General features: G+C 55.9%; 18 protein-coding genes. 4 read left to right on the forward strand and 14 right to left on the reverse strand.

Annotated features, from left to right (window positions below):
- Positions 1 to 1,093 precede the first annotated feature (1,093 nt).
- The 9 genes from AC3IUA_RS15285 to AC3IUA_RS15325 form a co-directional block, all read right to left on the reverse strand.
- Entirely contained in the window at positions 1,094 to 2,275 is a 1,182-nt protein-coding gene (locus AC3IUA_RS15285; protein ID WP_489354997.1) for a hypothetical protein, read from the reverse strand.
- 395 nt (positions 2,276 to 2,670) lie between these two features.
- Positions 2,671 to 3,402, reverse strand: coding sequence for a hypothetical protein (locus AC3IUA_RS15290; protein ID WP_489354999.1), 732 nt, complete (start codon positions 3,400 to 3,402; stop codon positions 2,671 to 2,673).
- A gap of 530 nt (positions 3,403 to 3,932) precedes the next feature.
- Entirely contained in the window at positions 3,933 to 5,300 is a 1,368-nt protein-coding gene (locus tag AC3IUA_RS15295; RefSeq protein WP_489355001.1) for an ATP-binding protein, read from the reverse strand.
- A complete protein-coding gene (locus AC3IUA_RS15300) occupies positions 5,297 to 5,959 on the reverse strand; it encodes a response regulator (protein WP_489355003.1) in 663 nt (220 codons plus the stop codon). The genes AC3IUA_RS15295 and AC3IUA_RS15300 overlap by 4 nt, the downstream gene beginning before the upstream one ends.
- 11 nt (positions 5,960 to 5,970) lie before the next feature.
- The gene (locus AC3IUA_RS15305; protein ID WP_489355005.1) at positions 5,971 to 6,615 is read right to left on the reverse strand and encodes a tetratricopeptide repeat protein; all 645 of its coding nucleotides are present in this window, start codon (positions 6,613 to 6,615) and stop codon (positions 5,971 to 5,973) included.
- A complete protein-coding gene (locus AC3IUA_RS15310; protein ID WP_489355006.1) occupies positions 6,612 to 7,421 on the reverse strand; it encodes an SDR family oxidoreductase in 810 nt (269 codons plus the stop codon). Before AC3IUA_RS15310 ends, AC3IUA_RS15305 begins: the two co-directional genes overlap by 4 nt.
- Positions 7,408 to 8,100: an iron-containing redox enzyme family protein gene (locus AC3IUA_RS15315; protein WP_489355008.1), complete on the reverse strand. Its 693-nt coding sequence runs from the start codon at positions 8,098 to 8,100 to the stop codon at positions 7,408 to 7,410. Before AC3IUA_RS15315 ends, AC3IUA_RS15310 begins: the two co-directional genes overlap by 14 nt.
- A complete protein-coding gene (locus tag AC3IUA_RS15320) occupies positions 8,097 to 9,578 on the reverse strand; it encodes an AMP-binding protein (RefSeq protein ID WP_489355010.1) in 1,482 nt (493 codons plus the stop codon). The genes AC3IUA_RS15315 and AC3IUA_RS15320 overlap by 4 nt, the downstream gene beginning before the upstream one ends.
- Positions 9,568 to 10,245 (reverse strand): thermostable hemolysin, encoded by a 678-nt coding sequence (locus AC3IUA_RS15325; RefSeq protein WP_489355012.1) that lies wholly within the window; start codon positions 10,243 to 10,245, stop codon positions 9,568 to 9,570. The genes AC3IUA_RS15320 and AC3IUA_RS15325 overlap by 11 nt, the downstream gene beginning before the upstream one ends.
- 453 nt (positions 10,246 to 10,698) lie before the next feature.
- On the opposite strand from AC3IUA_RS15325, the gene AC3IUA_RS15330 reads away from it, so the two are divergent.
- The gene (locus AC3IUA_RS15330) at positions 10,699 to 11,157 is read left to right on the forward strand and encodes a hemerythrin domain-containing protein (protein ID WP_489355014.1); all 459 of its coding nucleotides are present in this window, start codon (positions 10,699 to 10,701) and stop codon (positions 11,155 to 11,157) included.
- A 136-nt stretch (positions 11,158 to 11,293) separates the two neighbouring features.
- Here the strand turns inward: AC3IUA_RS15330 and AC3IUA_RS15335 are convergent, their stop codons facing one another.
- Positions 11,294 to 11,827, reverse strand: a complete 534-nt coding sequence (locus tag AC3IUA_RS15335; RefSeq protein WP_489355016.1) for a hypothetical protein — start codon at positions 11,825 to 11,827, stop codon at positions 11,294 to 11,296.
- A 431-nt stretch (positions 11,828 to 12,258) separates the two neighbouring features.
- Here AC3IUA_RS15335 and fnr point away from each other — a divergent pair, with 431 nt between their 5' ends.
- The gene (gene fnr, locus AC3IUA_RS15340) at positions 12,259 to 13,011 is read left to right on the forward strand and encodes a fumarate/nitrate reduction transcriptional regulator Fnr (RefSeq protein ID WP_489355018.1); all 753 of its coding nucleotides are present in this window, start codon (positions 12,259 to 12,261) and stop codon (positions 13,009 to 13,011) included.
- A gap of 253 nt (positions 13,012 to 13,264) precedes the next feature.
- Entirely contained in the window at positions 13,265 to 13,807 is a 543-nt protein-coding gene (locus tag AC3IUA_RS15345; RefSeq protein WP_489355020.1) for an Hsp20/alpha crystallin family protein, read from the forward strand.
- A 72-nt stretch (positions 13,808 to 13,879) separates the two neighbouring features.
- Here the strand turns inward: AC3IUA_RS15345 and AC3IUA_RS15350 are convergent, their stop codons facing one another.
- Complete coding sequence (locus tag AC3IUA_RS15350) at positions 13,880 to 15,241, reverse strand: MBL fold metallo-hydrolase RNA specificity domain-containing protein (RefSeq protein ID WP_489355022.1); 1,362 nt, start codon at positions 15,239 to 15,241, stop codon at positions 13,880 to 13,882.
- 296 nt (positions 15,242 to 15,537) lie between these two features.
- Between AC3IUA_RS15350 and AC3IUA_RS15355 the strand changes: the two genes are divergently transcribed.
- The gene (locus AC3IUA_RS15355) at positions 15,538 to 15,963 is read left to right on the forward strand and encodes a potassium channel family protein (protein ID WP_489355024.1); all 426 of its coding nucleotides are present in this window, start codon (positions 15,538 to 15,540) and stop codon (positions 15,961 to 15,963) included.
- A 69-nt stretch (positions 15,964 to 16,032) separates the two neighbouring features.
- On the opposite strand, the gene AC3IUA_RS15360 is transcribed toward AC3IUA_RS15355, so the two are convergent.
- From AC3IUA_RS15360 to AC3IUA_RS15370, 3 genes are all read right to left on the reverse strand, one after another.
- Positions 16,033 to 16,200 (reverse strand): hypothetical protein, encoded by a 168-nt coding sequence (locus AC3IUA_RS15360; RefSeq protein WP_489355026.1) that lies wholly within the window; start codon positions 16,198 to 16,200, stop codon positions 16,033 to 16,035.
- 42 nt (positions 16,201 to 16,242) lie between these two features.
- Positions 16,243 to 17,133 carry a universal stress protein gene (locus AC3IUA_RS15365; protein ID WP_489355028.1) on the reverse strand — a complete coding sequence of 297 codons (891 nt, stop codon included), beginning with the start codon at positions 17,131 to 17,133 and terminating at the stop codon, positions 16,243 to 16,245.
- Between the two features lie 156 nt (positions 17,134 to 17,289).
- Entirely contained in the window at positions 17,290 to 19,653 is a 2,364-nt protein-coding gene (locus AC3IUA_RS15370) for a phosphoketolase family protein (protein WP_489355030.1), read from the reverse strand.
- Positions 19,654 to 19,759: the final 106 nt, after the last annotated feature.

Below are 19,759 nucleotides of genomic sequence, written 5' to 3' on the forward strand. Positions count from 1 at the left end.
TGCCAACTCTCGCTGCAATACCGGCTTTGCGTAACATTACTTCAGGGTTGGCCACGCCGAATCAACATCAACATCGACCCTGACTCGGCATGAGCCCTGATTACCGCGAACATGCGTCGCTGATCTGCCTGCGACAAATGAAAGAACTGTTCCAGGCCAGGATCCCGGCAAACTTTTCACCCAGCTGCAGACTTCGCCTATCAGCCGTCAGTCAACGCTGATGTGCAAAACGATGGCGGTATAAACGCACAAGCGAATCTCAAGCGTCGACGCCCGTGACGTTACATCCGACTTCGATCAGATAACGAGCGACAGGTTCACCGGAACCACAGCCCGGATCCAGTACAGATCCATGGCCACCCATGGCTTGAAGAAAACCTGTCGAACCAATGGCGCTCGATAAACTGATTGGCACGCAGACGATCCCATGTCGGAGCGTGACGTGATTGGAGGTCGATGAGGTGATTGGCCGATTCGTGCATGGAGTGGACCCCTGAATGTTCAAAGAGTGAAAAGGCAAGATCGCTGCTTGAAAAGCACCCTGGGGAAGACCCACGAGGAATATCCAGCACTACGCATAATGTATATTATGTTAAATCATGTGCTATGTCAGATATGTTCATGAGCAGCTTAACCCACTGATTCGACAAACCCGCTTCTGGCGTCCACTCTCTCAACGGGCCATGTACTTCGTGTTCATGGCGCGTCATTGAATATCGATTGCGACCAGGTTTTCTCCGAACTGTCCCAACTGCTGACACAGTGTTGACGGCGTCGGCGACAACAACCTCGAACACCGGAGCAAGCGAAATTGGATTTTTCGCACTGGCCTTTATAGCCGGCTTCAACGTCGACAAGTTCGTGGCGAAAATTGAAGAAGTCACGAAGGCAGTTTGGGGCATTGATACAACGCGTAGCGGGCAGGCCAAAGCGGATCAGGCCGAGCCATCCAAACCGTCTACCCTAAAGGTGCCTCAAGCCTGACCTTGATTCCGGCTGGGAATGTAGAACAACAGGTTCTCAGCCTGCCGCCCGAGACTTGGCATGGGCTCTCAATCGTGTAGCCATGCCTGGGACTTCGTCATTCAGCACCTCAAAGCAGGCTTGGCAGGAGAATCTTCAGCTGTAGGAAAACAAACCACACGAAGCAGCCACCGCTGGCCAGGAACAGGCTAATGAGTACGAACCGACTCAATGGGCGCACCGTGTTTTGCCACTGCGCAATAATTCGAGTGAATGTCAGCGCAGAAGCGTCGGTGCGAAACAGGTAGATGAGACCTTCTGCGTAGGCAGACACCATCAGATTTCGATGCGTCGGTAGCTGCGAGTGGAAGTTCAGTGGGCAGTCAAGCCAGCGCACCACTAAATCGCCCTCCTTGCCCACCTTAGCCATTTTCACCTCACTCCCATTCATGACGCTCAAGTGGAGGCTACGCAGAGGCGTATTAAGTGGGCAAAATCGATGTCCCGGCGTGAACTCTTGGTACTCGTTCGGCTTGAAATCTTCCCGCCAGATCGCTGTAGATGTCAGCAGGGCGTACTCATGAAGTGCATATTCGATCCGTGCGGATGCGAATTCACTAAAGCCACCGAAGCCTGGAATGTCACCATGCTGAGTGATTGCAAGCGCAAGCTGGTGTTTATTGGACTCTGACTTAATTCTGCCCACATCCAGCTCATAGTGTTTAACGCTCCACCAGCGTCGCAGCTCATCCTCAACGAGCGCGAGCAACCAACGCCGCCCTTCAATGCCAAGGTACTCATCCTTCCCGGCAAGCGTGCGTTTTAGCAGAACCGGACATTTCCACTCGAACCAGATCACCGCCAACAAGTAGAAGCCCCCGCCGACCAGCAACCAGCTCAAGGGCCCGACCGCCGCCTCCGCGCCTTTCAGCGATGGAGCTGCCTGAAGGAATGCGGCAACCAAGCCCCCCACCGCTGCGAGCTTGATACCGGCGCCAGACTTCATCCGCGACCAGAACGACCAGCTCGTCATTTGTCGAAACCGGTGATACGCCATTTCCTGGCGCGTGTTGCGTCGCTCAGCCAGAGCTGGCCTGTTGACCTCTTCATTCGGAAATTCATCGCAAAACCAGGAAATCCAGCTGAACTCAAACCGTTTCTCCCGACGCTTGTAACGACGGTGCTCCTTTTCCGATTCCGCCATCCGCTGCCGCGCCTCGTCGGTGAGCACGAAGGCCTTTTTAGGCTTGTCGATTGAGTCGCTTTGTTCGTTTTGGCTTTCGGGTTCTGATGGTTGGTTTTCAGCTGACAATGTGTTGCTCCTTGTCTTTTTTCTTCCTCGCGCTCCGGGCTTCGGCACTGCAAGATCAGAGGCCTAGGTCGCGCTACAGACGAAACTCCAGCAGGTCTGGGGGAAAAGTTTCCAAAGGGCAGATTTCGAAAGCTTTCCAGATCAGCGTGCGCCAGATGTCAGCCTGAATGATCATCATGCCATATATACTCCGGACTCCCCTTCTTCTACATAGTCAACCGGGTAGATTACTCTAGGACGAAGCATTTCCTGGATGAGCTCGGTGACAGGCCACGGGTAGACGATCTACCAGCGCCGGGCGTATAGACAACTTGGCAGAACCCTATATGCCTTGACCCGCACGCTGTAGCGAACCACCGCCTGCAAGTGAAAGCAGGCGGTTCACAGCAAGCAAGTTAACGCACCAGGTCAATGTCCTTGGCGTATACGAAGCCTTCGGTGGTGGTAATTGGTACGTTGAACGGGCTGCAAAAAACGTCGTGCTTGCCTATGTTGTTTTCAGCACGATAAGACCAATCGAGCTCCTGGATCACCTTCTTTTCGCGAAGCTCTGGGATTTCTCGGCATTTGTCTGCAATAGTATTCGTAATGTTGAAAACGAATTTGTACATATCGAATCCGAGCTCGTAGACCTTTCCGTCAAGTCTTAGGCTAGGCTTTTGGCAGAACATTTCGAGATCTTTCATGAGATTTGCCACGTAGTCGAAGATCTCAGCGATGTCACTCATTTCCTTCTGCACGAATCGCAACTTGGTTTTGTAATTTTTGTTTTTTTCGTCAGGTATCGTGTTGTCGATAAATGATTTTACGCTTTTTGCGAGCACTTCTAGTGGTATTAGAAGGTGTTGTGAATGGCTAACGAGAACATTTTCCTCGACCTTGACATGCAGACGAATTTCGTCGACGTCGCCGACATGGTGAAAATAGTTTCTGATAATCCGAAGCATTTTGAATTCTGGAGCAGTTTTGATGCTGCAGTTGAATAGCTCAAGCAGCTTATCAGCCGTAGAGTGGAGGTTATTCAGGTAGGTAAACAGCGTGTTGATGTCCCGCTCTTCAGAATGCCTGATGTCCAACAGTTCGCGCTGGCTGTGAAAATACCGATCAATAAACGTGTACTTCTCCATGTGGCTAGGCTCCACTCCCCGGCTGATTTCACATCTCATATATTGAGGCGCAAGCTGGTTCGATCTCGTGCTCATTCACCCCGTTCTGTGCACAGTCCAGGTCGAGGTAAGCCATGCGTTGGCAGCCTTCAGACCGTCCAGTCTGCGCGAATAGGCCGGACTATATCCATTCTTGTGCATGACCACCACAAGCCAATGCCTGTAGGCGCTGATGCGATTTTGACCCAGGCTACCGAATTTCACTGCCCTCCCCCAATACTCCGCAAACAATAGTCGTTCGAGTGGTCTCAGAAATTGCCTATGGGTCAGTCAATATCAGCCGCCTGGGTCAAAATCGCATCAGCGTCGACACAGGAAGCTCGTCATGAACAAAATTCTGTGAACATTAAGCTTCAGAGACCGTACAAAATTCCCATTGTGATTGGTTATAGCGTTGCTCATGAACACTGAGCATCGCCCATAAGTTAAATCGTGCATTGCATCCTTTAACGCACCTAGGCCAAAAGACATTCACAACAATAAAATCGACGTTATGAATGACTGATCTCCAGAGTCGCGCGCAATCCCCCGGCAGGTCGATTCTCCAGCCTGATCTGCCCGCCCAGGCGGGTGGCGATGGTCTGCACGATGGTCAGCCCCAGACCCGCGCCCTGGTCATTTGCTCGGCTGTAGAACCGCTCGAAAAGCCGGTCACGCTCGGCTTCGTCGATGCCAGGCCCCTGATCCTCGACAGACAGCTCGAAGTATCTCTCGGTTTTTGCCAGCCGCACGGTGACAACTCCGCCTTCCGGAGAGAAGTTCGCTGCATTGGTCACCAGATTGTTCAGCGCAATGTTAATGGCCGCGGCATCGGCTTTGACCGGGTAAGTCCCGTCGCTGACATCGAAAGTCAGTTCCAGCCCCCTGCTCAATAGCCAGGGCGTCAGCTGCACCAGACCTTCGCGAACCGTGGTCGCCAGGTCGATGTACTGCGGCTCCGGAGCACCTGATTGCGGCTCAAGGCGGGCCATGGTGAGCAACTGGTTGACTAGCCGGCTGGTGCGGTCGACGCCGACGATCAAGTATTCGAGGGATTCGCGACGCTCTGCCTCGGTCCCCGCCTCCAGCAAGTTCTGCGCATGGACCCTGAGCACTGCCAGCGGTGTACGCATTTCATGGGCAGCATCGGCGATGAAGCGTCGCTCGCGCCCCAGCACCTCGCGGATTTGCACCAACATGCGATTGAGCGCTGCCTGCATGGGCTCAAGCTCACTGGGCAATGGCATCAGTTGCAACGGCTCAAGGGAGCCCGAATGCCGCGCACGCAAGGTTGCGGCCATATTCGCCAAAGGCTTGAGGCCCCAACCGATGGCCAGCCAGATCACTGCGGCGAGAATCAGGCTACCGATCAGATTCGGCACCAGCGTGTGACGAACGATGCGATCGACCAGATCGGCGCGCACATCATCGCGCTCACCGACCCAGATTTTCAGGCTGTACTGGCTGTCATCCAGCAAAAATGCCCGCCATTTATGGTTTTTCAGATCAACCACATCGCTGAAACCCGACTTGCTCGGCGCGGAAGTAAAGGACGGTGCACTGGCTGTGTGGACCAGCAGTTCACCTCGCGAATTCCATACCTGGAAAGCAATCTTGCTTTCATAGGGATGACCGTCGATTTTCGGGGTCGCCAGGCTCAACGCCTGATTGAAGGCCTGATAAAGCTCGGCGTGCTCCTTGCTGGCCATCGGCATGTGCATGACGCCTTGCAACAAGCGCGCGTTCTGGGCCAGTTGGGCATCATAGACCTCATCAATTTCATGCTTGCTGTCGTGGAGGTTGAACACACTGATAATCAACAGGCCGACGAACAGCAGCCCGAGGATCAGTATCAGTGTCCGGCGCCTGATGGACATCATCGGCGCTCTTCCACCAGATAGCCGACACCGCGAATAGTGCGGATCAAATCCGTGGAAAACTTCTTGCGCAGATGATGAATGTGCACCTCCAGGGTGTTGCTTTCCGCTTCTTCGTTCCACCCGTAAAGCAGCTGCATCAACCGTTCACGGGTCATCACCCGCCCCGGAGGAGACAGCAATTCGTAGAGTAGCTGGTATTCCTTGGGGGTCAGCGCCACGGCTTGGTCGTGATAGGTCACCTGCTGGGTACTGGGGTCCAGACTGATACCGGCATGCTCGATCAACACCCGCGCGCGGCCGGCACTGCGACGCAAAAGTGCTCGCAGCCGGGCTTTCAGTTCAGCCAGGTCGAAGGGTTTGACCAGGTAATCATCGGCCCCGGCATCCAGGCCGGCAATACGGTCTTCGGTGGCGTCACGGGCGGTGAGAATCAGCACCGGCAGGTTGGACCCGCTCTGGCGCAAGCGCCGCAACACTTCAAGGCCGTCCATGCGTGGCAAGCCAAGGTCGAGTACGGCCAGGTCAAAGGTTTCACTGAGCAGCGAATGCAAGGCACTGCTGCCGTCTTTCAGCCAGTCGACGGTGTACCCCTCTCGACTCAGAGCCTGATGAATCCCCTCGCCCAACGCCACGTCATCTTCAATCAGTAATAGGCGCACAACGACTCCTGTCAGTTCAGTTTCTTGCCGACATCGACCAGCAGCGCCTGAATCTCCTGGCGCCGGCCACTATCCGCCACTTCCCGTCCTGGACGGGCAGGCGCTTGCAGAGCCTTGAGCAACGCCGCCTTGGCTTCGCCGTAACGAGCCTGACGATAGAGGTGGTCACCCCAGAAGTACAGACTGTCGATGCCATCGGGATTGAGAGCCAAGGCTTGCTTCAACAGTTGCTCGGCTTTGTCCGCGTCACCAAAACCGATGGGCCAGCCAGGCACTCGATCATACAGCGCCGCCAGGCTGGTATAGGCCGAGCCTTGCAGGGCTCGCGGGTCCAGCGCCAGGGCTTTTTCGAAATCGATACGGGCGGCCTTGGCCTTGCTCAGCGCGCCCAATCCACCCTGCGCACCCGCCCAACTGCTGGTGACGATGCCGGACCAGATCCAGGCTTCGGCGGCATTCTGGCGGGTCTGAGTAAAGGCTGTCGCTTCCCCGGCGAGTTTCTCAAAGGCTGCTGTACGCTGTTCGGCTGGTAACTCGTACTGGATGTGCGCCCAGCGTTGCTGAATGCTGGCAAGACGCTGTTGATCCGCACTGTCGAGTGCCCATGCGGAGCCGCTTAACACGCCTAAAAGGACGCAGAAAATCATCTTTTTCATGGTTTCGGCTTCTCGTTTTCTTGTGGGTGGCTAAGTCGGCGAATCAATGGCAGCTGCTTGCGCAAGCCACGGTCCACCAGATTGGGCAGCAGACTGTTCAAGCGCACGAAAAAGCGCTCAGGCCAGCCCAGGTAAAGATCCCGATGATCCCCGGCAATCGCATGGACCACTGCGTTGGCAACGGTTTGCGGGTCGTCGACACTGGACTTCAGCGCATCGTTCAAGGCTTGCGCCGCCGGACTGTTCATCGAGGTACGAGTAGCCCGGGGGGCCACATACAGAACGCCAACCCGCGTATCCGCCAGTTCCCGGCGCAAGGCCTCGGAAAAACCGCGCAGGGCGAACTTGCTCGCGCAATAACTGGCATAACCCGGATAGCCGATGGAGCCGTAGATCGATCCGACATTCACCACCATCGCGGTTTCAGCCTCCTTGAGCAGCGGCAATAGTGTGCGGGTGAGGCAAATCGGCGCGCTGATATTCAACGCCAGCATCGAGCTGATTTCGTCATCCTCCAACTGTTCGAGCATGGCGAAATGGTTGATGCCAGCAGCGTTGATCAGCATATTCACGCCGCCGATAGCTTTTGCTGTAGCGAGGATCTTACGACGGTCGACGATGCAGGTCAGGTCCGCGGCGATCCACCAGAGCTGGTCGGGATAAAGAGCCAGCAAGGGTTCCAGGGGCTCCCTATGCCGTGACACCGCCAGCACATGGGCGCCACTGGCACACAGCGCGCGGGTGATGGCCAGGCCGATCCCGCCGCTGGCCCCGGTCAATACGACCCGTACTTCAGAGAGGCGCACGCTCGGCCTCCCCTGCTCCGTTCCCGGCTACCATTCCGGGCAGTTCGCGGAACATGTCGGTGTAGAGCTTGTAAACGACCCTGGAGGCGTGGATGACCGCGGCCTGGTCGGCCGAATCCTCCAGGCGATTCATCAGCCGGCGATAGGTCTGCATGTGTTCCACATCTAGCGCACCGTGAGAACTGAGGTAGCTGAAGGCGGTTGCAGGCAGTTCGAGTCGCTCCCGAATGCTATCGGCGGCATAGGTCGCCAGCGCGATGCTGGTGCCTTCCAGTACATTGACCATGCCGAACAGCCCCACCGGGTTACCCCGCTCGATCAAGTCGTAAAGAAAGCTGACCATCAACTCGATCGGCAAGCCGGGGCGCCCTTCCATGACGGTGTTCCTGCTACCGCCACAGGCAACGATGTCATCGAGCACCCACTGCTCATGACCGTACTCTTCTTCGATGTACTCGCAGACCGCACCGCGCAGCCATTCGAGGCGAACCGGCAGGCGCGCACCACAGGCCATCATCAGCGGGACGGTGTGACGGACGTGGTAATAGGCCTGGGTCAGAAAGGCCCGATAACTTTCCAGGCTGACTTGCCCGGCAAGGGCATCGCGGATGACGGGCAGGTTGAACAGCGTGTGACGCTCCTGCTGAGTCGCCTCTTGCAGGGTGTCGAAAAAACTCATGATGTGGACTCCTCGGAGGGGAAGGATGAGGTGAGCCATCGCCGGTAGTGTTCGACAATGGCTTCGCGACGCGGTCGGCCATTGGCAGTCAACAAGCCGTTGGCTGGGGTAAAGGGTTGGTCGAGACGGGTCCAGTGGTGAACCCGGGCATAATCGGGCAGTACCTGATTGACCTGTGCCACGGCGCCAGCAAGCTCGGCATCTGTGCAATCCGGTTTGTGCGGCCACAGCAGCGCGTGGTTGCTCGGCAGCGCTTCGCCATAGACGAACGCCTGGGCGATGTGGCTGCGCTGGGTCAATTCGGCCTCGACCCATTCGGGGTTCACGTTGCGGCCAAAGCTGGTGACGAACTGGTGCTTCTTGCGGCCACGGAGGTAGAGAAACCCCTCGGTGTCGAACTCACCCAGATCACCGCTGTGCCACCAGTCACTGGACTCCGGCGCCTCCCCCAGATACCCCAGCATCGGTGAACCGCTGATCAGTACCTCGCCGTCCTCGGCCAGACGAATCTGCACATGGGGCAAGGGTTTGCCGACGCTACCAGGGCGAAGAGCACCTGGACGGTTGAGACACACCACCGAGGCGCATTCGGACAAGCCGTAGCCCTCGTAAACCGGCAGACCAAGACGTTGTGCCCGTTGCAGCAATTCCAGCGAGACCCGGGCGCCACCCACCGCGGCGAAGCGCAATGTCGACGCGTTAAAGGCTTTTTGCTCAGCGGCGTTGACCAGCAGCAGCAACAATTGCGGTACCAGAATCAAACTTTCAGGTTTGCGCTGGGCCAGACAGCCGAGCAGCTTCGGAATGTCCACCCCGCTTGCCCCTTGAATCCCCAGTGTTCGCTGGCTTGGCAGGCTCAAGGTGGCACCGGCATACAGCGCAGCGTAACAACCGAGGTTTTCCAGCAGGATCGCCATCGGCAGTAATGCCAGGTGATGGCGCGGATTATTGGATCGGCTGGCTTGGTCCAGTTCGCGAGCAACCGTCAGCAGGCTATCGGCACTCAGGCAGACGCCTTTCGGGGTGCCGGTGGTGCCGGAAGTGAAGGTCAGCTTTGCCGTACCCTCGGGTATGCGTTTGGGACCGGTGAAAGTCCGGCGCCAGAATTCGCCGCTCTTTACATAACCGGCGCGTTCCAGTTCAGCGGCCAGATCAGTCTCGGCGATGACCAGCTGCGCCTGGCTCTGCTCCAGGCAGTAACTACGCTGGGCAGGACTGAAGAAGCCCGGCAATGTCAGACAGGTCAGCCCTTCGAACAGCACCGCAAGATCCCAGAGCATGGCGTCCACGCCGTTCTCCAAGACCAGGGCTACAACATCAACCCGTTCATCACGCAGGCGTTGTTGCCGATAGACCACCTCCGCGTACAGGGTGGCGTAGTCCAGACGCAACTCATTACCCCATATCGCCAGGGCGTTGGTCTTTTGTTCGGCATGTTTGCGCAATGCTTGTTGGAATCGCACCACTTCAGGCGACATGACTGGTTTCCTCGAGCGACGACGGCAAACCGAGACGGTTGAACGTCCCCATGTTGCGCAAATGAATGAAACCAGCGCGAATATTGCCCACATGCACGGACGGCCGACTCTCGTAGTAACTGCCCCAGGCGTGTCGGTCTTCCCCCAGACGCTGTGGATCGGCGACGCACAGCGTTACAGGACGCAAGCCCAGGCGATGGAAGCTGTTGACCAGGCCGATGCTGCCCGTAAACGCCACCCACTCCAGACCGCCCATCGCCAGCACATAGGTCATGGCGACGATGCTCAGGCGGGCGCTGCCGGTATCGATGGCGGCAAGATTGCCAACCTCGACAATGCCCGCACGGTCAACCGGGCGATCGGCAGCCGCACAAATCTGCGGCTCGATCGGATCGTCCAGGTAGCGCTCGAGAAACATCGACCCCGTGCTGGCCAGTCGCACGCCGACCACAGCATTCAGCGTGCCTGTTGCATTATTGAGGCCGAACAGCTCAGGCATGAAATGGTGAATCTCGGCGCCGTGGGCCTGACGAAAGCGCTGTTGAATAAAGGCTTCGAAGCTCGGGCGCGACTCATCATCGGGCAATGCCCTGAGCAGGCTCATGGCGGGCGTCTGGGCATTGCCGAAATGCAGGGGTAAACGGATGTTCCAATCGAAACCGGGCATTGGAAGAACTCCTCCCATGAATAATCTCGGGTGGAGTATCCGTGGCGATTCTTAACAGAATCTGAAGGTGCATCCGGATCAGGGATGAGCGCTCTTCAGACTGTCTTAAGACTGGCAAGTCAAGGTGTCGCACACCAACAAGCCGAGACACCCACGAGGTCCATTCATGAATCCTGATTTACCGCAGCGGCACCAGTTGTTCAAGGTTTCCTGAAGTAGATCAAATAGCGCATATGAACATTTACTTGATATTTCAAATTTATCCAAGGGTGGCACATTTCCCGGGGCGAGAATTTTGCTCTCAGCTATACTAAAATATTAAATACGTGCTGGTGAGTATTTATGGGTGGAGGTGTTAGAAGTTATGGGAATTTATATATGTGGCTATCCTTGGTGGCGGGTGGTTAATAATAGTTATCCTGTAATGATTGGGTGTAGTGGTGAGGATTTGATATGAACGTCTTATTGGAACAACTGCATGCCTATCATCATGAGGTGGCTATCAAAATTACTCAGATCAAAGGATTGCTGGGGAAGTTGAGGCATGAATCCGCTGATGCCGATGACTGCAAGCTGTTGTTTAAGATACTGGAAGCCTTGCATGGTGATGCAGAGCGGCACCACCATGAAAATGAAGAGCTTATTCGGCGGGCCTTGCTAGCGACTGAAGCACCGATCCACCAACGGGTGAAGGATATCGAGCGAGACCATCAGGCATTTGAGCGCATTGCTGGACAGCTCAAGATGTTGGAGGACTCAAATCAGGAGACAAGAGTTATCGCTGACGCCATCGATGACTTCATCAAGAAATACTATGATCATATGGATGCCGAGGAGAACATTTTCTTTCCGGTGGCAGATAAGTGGCTGTCAGACGTCCAGTGGCAGGAAATAAAGCGTCAGTGGCATTAATCGGAGTGCTGACCGTCTTCCTTCAAGGCAAGGCGCGAACCGGTGAATGGTTCAGCGCCTCCTCAGGTGTCGGGAGCACTCGATAAGTACCACAGTCGGTACTCCCTTCCAGGAAATTCAAAAAGTATGGCGAGCATCATTCAAGTTTTGTGTAATAAGCAGGTGATTTGGTTATGTCGTGCTTGTTTTCGGTGCCCAACACTGCATGAGCTTTAGAGCGTTCATCCGCGGCACCATGAATCATTAACAGGAATTTGTCAGCCTTAAGTGCTGTCTCATATTTAACGATTTCGTCATTTGGCACGCCAATTTCCGACAATGCCGCAGCCAGCGCCGAAACACCTCCGACTACCAGGGCTCCTTCCAACACCCCTACCAGAAGCTGAGTAAATGGTCCTGCTAACGCGATAATCCCCACGCCAGGCAAGAAAAAAGCAGCCGGCGCAAACAACAATCCCCATATGCTTCCGCAAAAGAGGCCCATTGTTCCCCATGTTTTCACTTTATCGCCAACCGTATAAAACCCAATCGGATGTTCTTCACTGTGATATCCCTTACCCACCAGCGAAAGTTTTTTGACGTCAAAGCCCGATTTACTCAACGCTCGAATGGCGGCCTCTGCATCATCATGGCTATTGAATACGTATACCGATGGATTGTTGGACATCATGTTAGCCACCTCGCTCAAAACAAATCAAACGGATTGAAAACCTGTTTATGCCTGTCTGTTTTAATAGAACTTTAACTTCATGCAGTGCGCCGCTGGTCATCTTTTAGGGGGGCAGGTGGAATCGGCGGAAAAAGATCAGGCACTGCTCCTGATGCTCATCCATCCTCGCTCGTGACAAAAGCCTAGCGCTTGTCAGCGTATAAAACTTGATCAATATCAGTAAATACGATCATGAACTGACTTGGCTGTGAAAGCCTGAGACCCGCGACGGCAATAGCAATGAAACCAAGGATGATTCAGTTATCTATCCGACGCACACAAAGAATATGGAACGTGCCTCCCCGCCTGTCGTAATTTACCTCTTTGTGCCCCCAATTAAGGTACATCATCCATAGGCGACTTCTATGCTTGGAGCATCCAGAGGAAACCGTATGCATCGGCCCGAAGCCCAGCCACTTCAAAACCATTACCTCAAAGCAGCCTGTTCCAGCTGCAGCGTGTTGGAGTTGTGTCTGCCCATTGGCCTGACTGGCCAGGAAGTCGAGCGGCTGGACACGATCATTACCCAGCGCGTGAAAGTGAAAAAGGGTGCCGCGCTTTACCGCACCGGTGACCCGCTACGCTCGCTGTACGCGGTGCGGTTAGGCTTTTTCAAGACCAGTGTGTTGTCACTCGATGGCAGGGAGCAGGTCACCGGTTTTCAGATGCCTGGGGAAATGCTTGGCCTGGACGCCATCAGCACTGATCAGCACGCCTGTAACGCCTTCGCCCTTGAGGACAGTGAGGTGTGTCCCATCCACTTCGCTCAACTGGAGAAGCTCGCCCACGATCTGCCTTCATTGCAACACAACCTGAACAAACTCATGAGCCGGGAAATCGTGCGCGATCACGACATGTTGCTGCTACTGGGCAATATGAGCTCGGATGAACGCCTCGCCGCCTTTCTTCTGAACCTCTCCCAGCGTCTGAACATGCGCGGATACTCTTCAAGGGATTTTGTTCTGCGGATGCGCCGCGAGGAGATCGGCTCCTATCTGGGGCTGCGTCTGGAAACCATCTGTCGGGGCATTGCCCACCTTAGAGAGCAGAACCTGGTCGATGTATCCGGTCGAGACGTCAAAATCCTGAGTTTACCCGGACTCAAGCAACTTGTTGCCGGCTGTCATCGACACGCCCCTGAATAAATCACGCCTCCTTGACAGGCGTTCTGCGCTTGCTCCGATGATTAACACTGACCTGATCCAGATCAAGTCCTGCCTGTCCTTTCGCGTAAAAATTGAGATCACGCGTTTGAGCCATCGCATTTTCCGTGAGTTCGAGTTTCTCGACACATGGGGAATGGGTTCGAGCGGGGTCTGTTCGTCGTCCGGGTAGCCGCCGTGTTCGCCGCACGGAAGCTGGCGGCCACCTCAACCCCACCCAAACAGGAGAAATGACATGTCCGACTCCGTTAAGAAAATGCCGGTTCCCCCTGAACAAAAAGCCAGCCAAACATCAATAAGCAAGGATCTCTGGCGCCCCTTTGAAACCCTGCGCCAGCAGGTCGACCACCTGTTCGAAGACTTCGGTCGAGGTTCGGCACTTTCGCCGATCAGCCGCGGCCTATTTGATGTCGAGCCCTTCTGGCGTCGCGAGCTGAGTGGCCATCGCCTGCCCGCCGTGGATATTGTCGAGCAGGATAAAAGCTACGAAATCACTGCCGAGCTTCCCGGTATGGATGAGAAAAACATCGAGATCAAACTGTCCAACGGCAGCCTGATCATCAAAGGCGAGAAAAAAGAAGACAAGGAAGAAAAGAGAAAGGGCTACCACCTCACTGAACGCCACTACGGTTCATTCGAGCGGATCTTCAGCCTGCCCCAAGGGGTCGATGCCGATAAGATCGACGCGCATTTCAGCAAGGGTGTGCTGACGGTGTCTCTGCCGAAAAAGCCCGAGGCCATGAAGCCGGAAAAAATCGTGCAAATCAAAGCCGTCTAAAGCCCTTTGCCCATTGGCCCCTTGCAAGGAGCACCTGGCAAGGGGCTTTTTACTCGCGGTTCCAGCGACCTGCTAAGCGGTAAGCTCTACCGTATCGCGATACTCCGGCACCGAGACTGACCACCCCAGCTCGACACTGATACGCCGGCGCAGCACATCCGATGCATTGGGCTCGCCATGCACCACATAGGTATGTTTGGGGGGGCTCTTGAAACTACGCAGCCATTGCATGATTTCATCCGCGTCGGCGTGGGCCGAAAGCGTCTCCATCGGTACTACTTCAGCCCTGATCGGCACGTCCTTGCCGTGTATGCGCACCGAACTCGCCCCGCCTACAATTTGCGCGCCGCGCGTGCCTCCGGCCTGGAAGCCGGGCACCAGAAGTGTATTTTGCGCATTGGGCGCAAGGGCCTTGAGGTGATAGAGCACGCGACCACCTGTGGCCATGCCGCTGGCGGCGATGATCACCGCCGGGGTATGCAGTTGATCCAGATCCATGGAGTCTCTGGTCGAACGCGCAATATGCGCGACGTGGCACATCCCCTCACACTCCTCCTGGGAGAGTCGATGTTCGCTGCGAAAGCGTCGATACAACCGGGTCACATCGGTCGCCATAGGGCTGTTGAGGTAGACCGGCAGATCAGGAATCGCCCGTTTCTGTTTCAGGCGGTACAGGTGATACAAGAGTAACTGCGCGCGACCGACCGCAAATGAAGGCACCAGAGTGATCCCATGGCGCAATGCCGTGCGGTTGATGACCTCGGCCAGCTGCTGTTCCGGAGAGTCCGTGGGGTGCTGACGGTCGCCATAGGTCGACTCCACCAGCAGGTAATCCGCCTGCTCGATGGACTCTGGGGCAAACATCAGCGGATCGTTCAGACGCCCCAGATCCCCGGAACACACTAACCTCACCCCTTCAGCCAACACTTCTACAGTAGCTGCCCCCAGGATGTGTCCGGCACCGCGCAGTTGAACACTCAGCCCCGGAACAATTTCGACCCGGTGATGCAACTCCAGGGGGCGCAGCAGCTTCAGCGCCCGTTGTGCAGCCTGTTCGGTGTAAAGGGGCAATGCCGGGTCATGTTTGGAGAAGCCGTGGCGATTGGCATACTCGGCCTCTTCTTCCTGCAAACGACCGCTGTCGAGCAGGAGGATTTTGACCAGTTCACAGGTCGCCGCCGTGGCATAGACCGGGCCTCGATAGCCGTTGCGCACCAGCACCGGAAGGTAGCCACTGTGGTCCAGGTGAGCGTGGGTCAGGACAATCGCGTCGAGGTCACGCATGGGCAATTGAAAACGGTCCCAGTTGTGCAGGCGTAATTGCTTGTAGCCCTGGAACAGCCCGCAATCGATCAACACACGATGATCGTCGTGCTCCAACAGGTATTTACTGCCAGTCACCGTGCCGGCCGCGCCGAGAAATGTCATTCGCATGCCCGTCTCCTTGAACACCGATAGCTGATACATGCCCTATTGGTCGCTCATTTTGTTCCCGGGCCGCTTGATTTTTATCAACTGAGTTGTAATTTCCAGCAGCGAAGGGTCGCTCACCAGCAGGTCCATCCCCGGCCAGAACATGACGTCAAAAACCCATTGAAGTACCCGCAACGTACTGTCGGGCTCATGGCTGGCGCCATAGCGTCTATTGTTTAGGCAACCTGGCTGCGCGTCTCTTGCTGGCAGTGCGCGCCGGCCTCGCCGCAATAGCACCTGGACGTTCGAGACTCCCCATGCTTTCGATTTCCTTAATCAATACGCTGGTGGTGGTGGTCGCGGTGATCATTCATTACGAATGCTTAATGCGCCTGAATGAATGGCTGCCCAAGCTGAAAGCCTGGAGCCGATTCAGAATGGTTGTGGGGGTATTCGGGGCACTGATAGCCCACGCAGTCGAAGTCTGGTGTTTCGCGCTGGCCTATTACCTGATGATCCGCGCTGGCCAGTGGGGCAGTTTGCAGGGCAACTTCGATGGCTCATTCATGGACTGCGTGTACTTTTCCTTTACGACCTATACGACCATTGGTTTTGGCGATATCTCCCCCATCGGCAATCTCAAGTACCTGACAGGACTGCAAGCGCTGACAGGTCTGGTGCTCATCTCCTGGACCGCGTCATTTCTATTCGTCGAAATGCAGAAGTACTGGAAAATTAAATAACATGCGAAGCAGGAACAGGTCGGGCATACCGAGGTACACCCCGAACATCCCAGGCAATGCAACCCCACTTCATCCCGACATCGCATAGCTGGTGGCCCATCCCTTGGAGCACAGTCGGCCTTGGCTGACCGGATGTCCGGGCTGGGGTTTAACACCGATGAGCCGGTCGTTTTCTACCCGCAGCCCGAGACCGCAACCAACCCCGCAGAACGTACATATGCCTGGCACGACGTGCATCGCATGTCCCTCGCCAGTTGTTCTGGATCAATTGCGGGCGTACTAGACCGCCAGAACGCTGCAGGGTACCTGGTACAGAATATGCTCGGTGGTGCTGCCGATTAGTTTTTCCAATCCACGGGATTGGTTTCTGCCCATCACGATTACATCCACTTGATTCTCGTGGGCAAATTCACTGAGTGTCGATACCGGTTGACCCATAATGAAATGTCGACGGTCTGAGGGCACGCCGAACCGACCCGCCAACGTGAGAAAGGATTTTTCCAGGTCCCTGCGCAGTTCCTTTGTCAGGTCCGCCAGTGTCAGACCGGCACCGCCCATGTCGCCCAGATAGGCCGCCGAAATGTCACATGCATACAGCAGATGCAGTTCGGCATCACACTGCAGCGCCAGGCTGGAAGCCTGCTTGATGATCCGCTCATTAAGCTCGCTGTCTGGCGCCTGAGTATCGGAAGAGTCAACCGCTGCCACCACCTTGCGCGGCAACGCATGACCGCTCGCACCGACCAGGTAAATCGGAACTGGACATTTTCGCAGCAGACGCCAGTCCAACGGGGTGATGAAAGCACGCTTGAGTGCCGGTTCATGCTCGACCTCCTTGATCAGCAGATCAGGCTGCATTTCCGTGACGTGCTGAAGGATGTCCTCCCGCACGTCATCAGTCCATGCCACCTCGATCGTCACGTTGATTCCCCTGCTGCGCATTCTCTGCGCTTGCTCTTTGAGCCACTCGCGATGGTCCTGCAGGTAGTTCTCGCGGGCTGTCTCCCGAACGCCTTGTTCGAGCAGCGAAAGAACGTCCAGCGATTTCAACAATGCAGCGATATGCAAGCTCGCCCCACTGACCTTTGCCAGGGCCTCGGCATGGTGTATCACCGGTGAATGGCGCAGGACCGGGTTGATGATCAGTAGTAAGCGTTGATACTGGCTCATGGTCTGACTCCAGGAAAATCGGGGTTGGACGCCTGCGGCTGGCCAATGATCGCTACCAGCCCCACGTTAATGCCGGATCGAGCACCAGCATTGATCCAGACTGCTCTCCTGACATGCACCCGTGCTTGATTTATATCAAATCTCTGCGCAAGGATTTCAAGACGTCCATCGCCACTCCAGAACCTCGGGCATGTCCTGCCCATGTTCGATGATGTAGAGCTTGTGCTTCTCCATCGTTTCCCAATACCGCGCCGTGGCTGTTGCAACCTGGTCTTGCAAGCGGGGAACCCGCTGGATGACGTCCAGGGCCAGCTGATAACGGTCCAGGTTATTGATCACCACCATGTCAAAGGGGGTCGTGGTAGCGCCCTCCTCCTTGAAACCACGCACGTGAAAGTTGTCGTGGTTTTTTCGTTTGTAGACCAATTTGTGAATGAGCGATGGGTAGCCGTGAAACGCGAAAACCACCGGTTTGTCGACAGTGAACAGTTCATCGAACGCACTGTCCTGCAGCCCATGGGGATGTTGAAACGAAGGTTGCAACACCATCAGGTCTACCACGTTGACGACCCTGATCCGAATATCCGGTACGTACTCGCGCAACAAGGTTACGGCAGCGAGTGTCTCGAGGGTCGGGACATCCCCCGCGCAGGCCATCACCACGTCGGGATCCGCATCATTACGACAGGCCCAGGCCCAGCGGCCGATCCCGATCATGCAGTGACGGATGGCCGAATCTATATCGAGCCACTGCCACTCCGGCTGTTTGCCGGCGACGATGACATTGACGTAATCGCGACTTCTCAAGCAGTGGTCAGTCACCGATAGCAGGCAATTGGCATCGGGGGGCAGGTAGATACGAACCATGTCGGACTTCTTGTTCGCGACATGGTCGATAAACCCTGGGTCCTGATGGGAAAAACCATTGTGGTCCTGACGCCAGACATGAGATGTGAGCAAGTAATTAAGCGAGGCGACAGGTTTGCGCCACGGGATTTCTGCTGCGATTTTCAGCCATTTGGCATGCTGATTGAACATCGAATCGACGATATGAATGAAGGCTTCATAGCAGGAAAACAGCCCATGGCGACCGGTCAACAAATACCCTTCGAGCCAGCCTTCACACACCTGTTCACTGAGAATCTCCATTACACGGCCGTCGCAGGCCAAATTGACATCATCACTTTCCCGAGCACCCATCCATTCCTTGGCGCTAACCTCGTAGATGGCATCGAGACGGTTGGAAGCCGTTTCGTCCGGGCCGAACACGCGGAAATTACCCTGTTGCAGGTTGTTCTTCATGACATCCCTGAGAAAACTGCCTAACACCCTGGTGGCCTCGGCGCGCAGGCAGCCCGGTGCTGACAACCCCACCGCGTAATCGGTAAAGCCGGGGATATCCAGCGGCTGCAACAACAATCCACCGTTGCCATGGGGGTTGACGCCCATGCGCCGGTGTCCCGTCGGGGCCAATGCGGCTATCTCGGCCAGCAGAGCACCATTAGCGTCAAACAACTCCTGGGGCCGGTAGCTGTTAAGCCATTGCTCTAACTGCAGTAGATGAAGTGGCTGCTGGAAGTCGCCCAAGGGCACCTGATGCGCACGCCAGGTGCCTTCGACCCGAATGTCATCAACGAACTTCGGGCCCGTCCAGCCCTTTGGCGTACGCAGCACCAACATCGGCCAAAACGGGCGTTCCAGCTCCTGGGTGGGTGAACGGCTTCGCGCCTCGCGCTGAATCTCGCGAATCTTCAGCAGGATAGTATCCAGCGTTTGGGCCAACAGTTGATGGACCTGCTCGGGGTCGTCTCCCTCTACAAAGTAAGGGTCATAACCATAGCCGTACATCAAGGCCGACAGCTCGTCCTCGCTGATCCTGGACAGCACCGTGGGATTGGCGATCTTGTACCCGTTGAGATGAAGGATCGGCAGTACAGCCCCGTCCCGCTCGGGGTTGAGGAATTTGTTGGAGTGCCAGCTGGCGGCCAACGTACCTGTTTCGGCCTCGCCGTCGCCGATCACGCAGGCAACGATCAGGTCCGGGTTGTCGAACGCTGCCCCATAGGCGTGGGCCAATGAATAGCCCAGTTCGCCACCTTCGTGGATCGACCCGGGAATCTGCGCCGATACATGGCTGGAGAGCCCATAAGGCCAGGAAAACTGTCGGAAGAGCCGGGTCAGCCCATTGATGTTCTGCTCCACCGAAGGATCGAATTGTGTGTATGTCCCTTCCATATAGCTTTGAGCCACGATCGCTGGGCCACCATGGCCCGGCCCAGTGATGAACAGCATGTTCAGGTCATAGGTCTTGATCAGCCGATTGAGGTGGACGTAGATCAGGTTCAGCCCCGGCGTCGTTCCCCAATGGCCCAGCAGGCGCGGCTTTATGTGTTCCCGTTTGAGGGGCGTGCGCAACAACGGGTTGTCCTTGAGGTAGATCTGGCCCACAGCAAGGTAATTGGAAGCCCGCCAATAGGCGTCGATACCGTGCAACTGATCGGCACTCAGAAAGTTACTCATGAAGTCCTCCTTCCAGTCTGGATCAGGAACGTCGGCTGCCGCTGGATATTTGCGTGCTAAAGGGGGCAATTGACACTGAAACAATGAGCATCGATCACTCCCCCCC

This window comes from Pseudomonas sp. KH_050 (genome assembly GCF_057838875.1).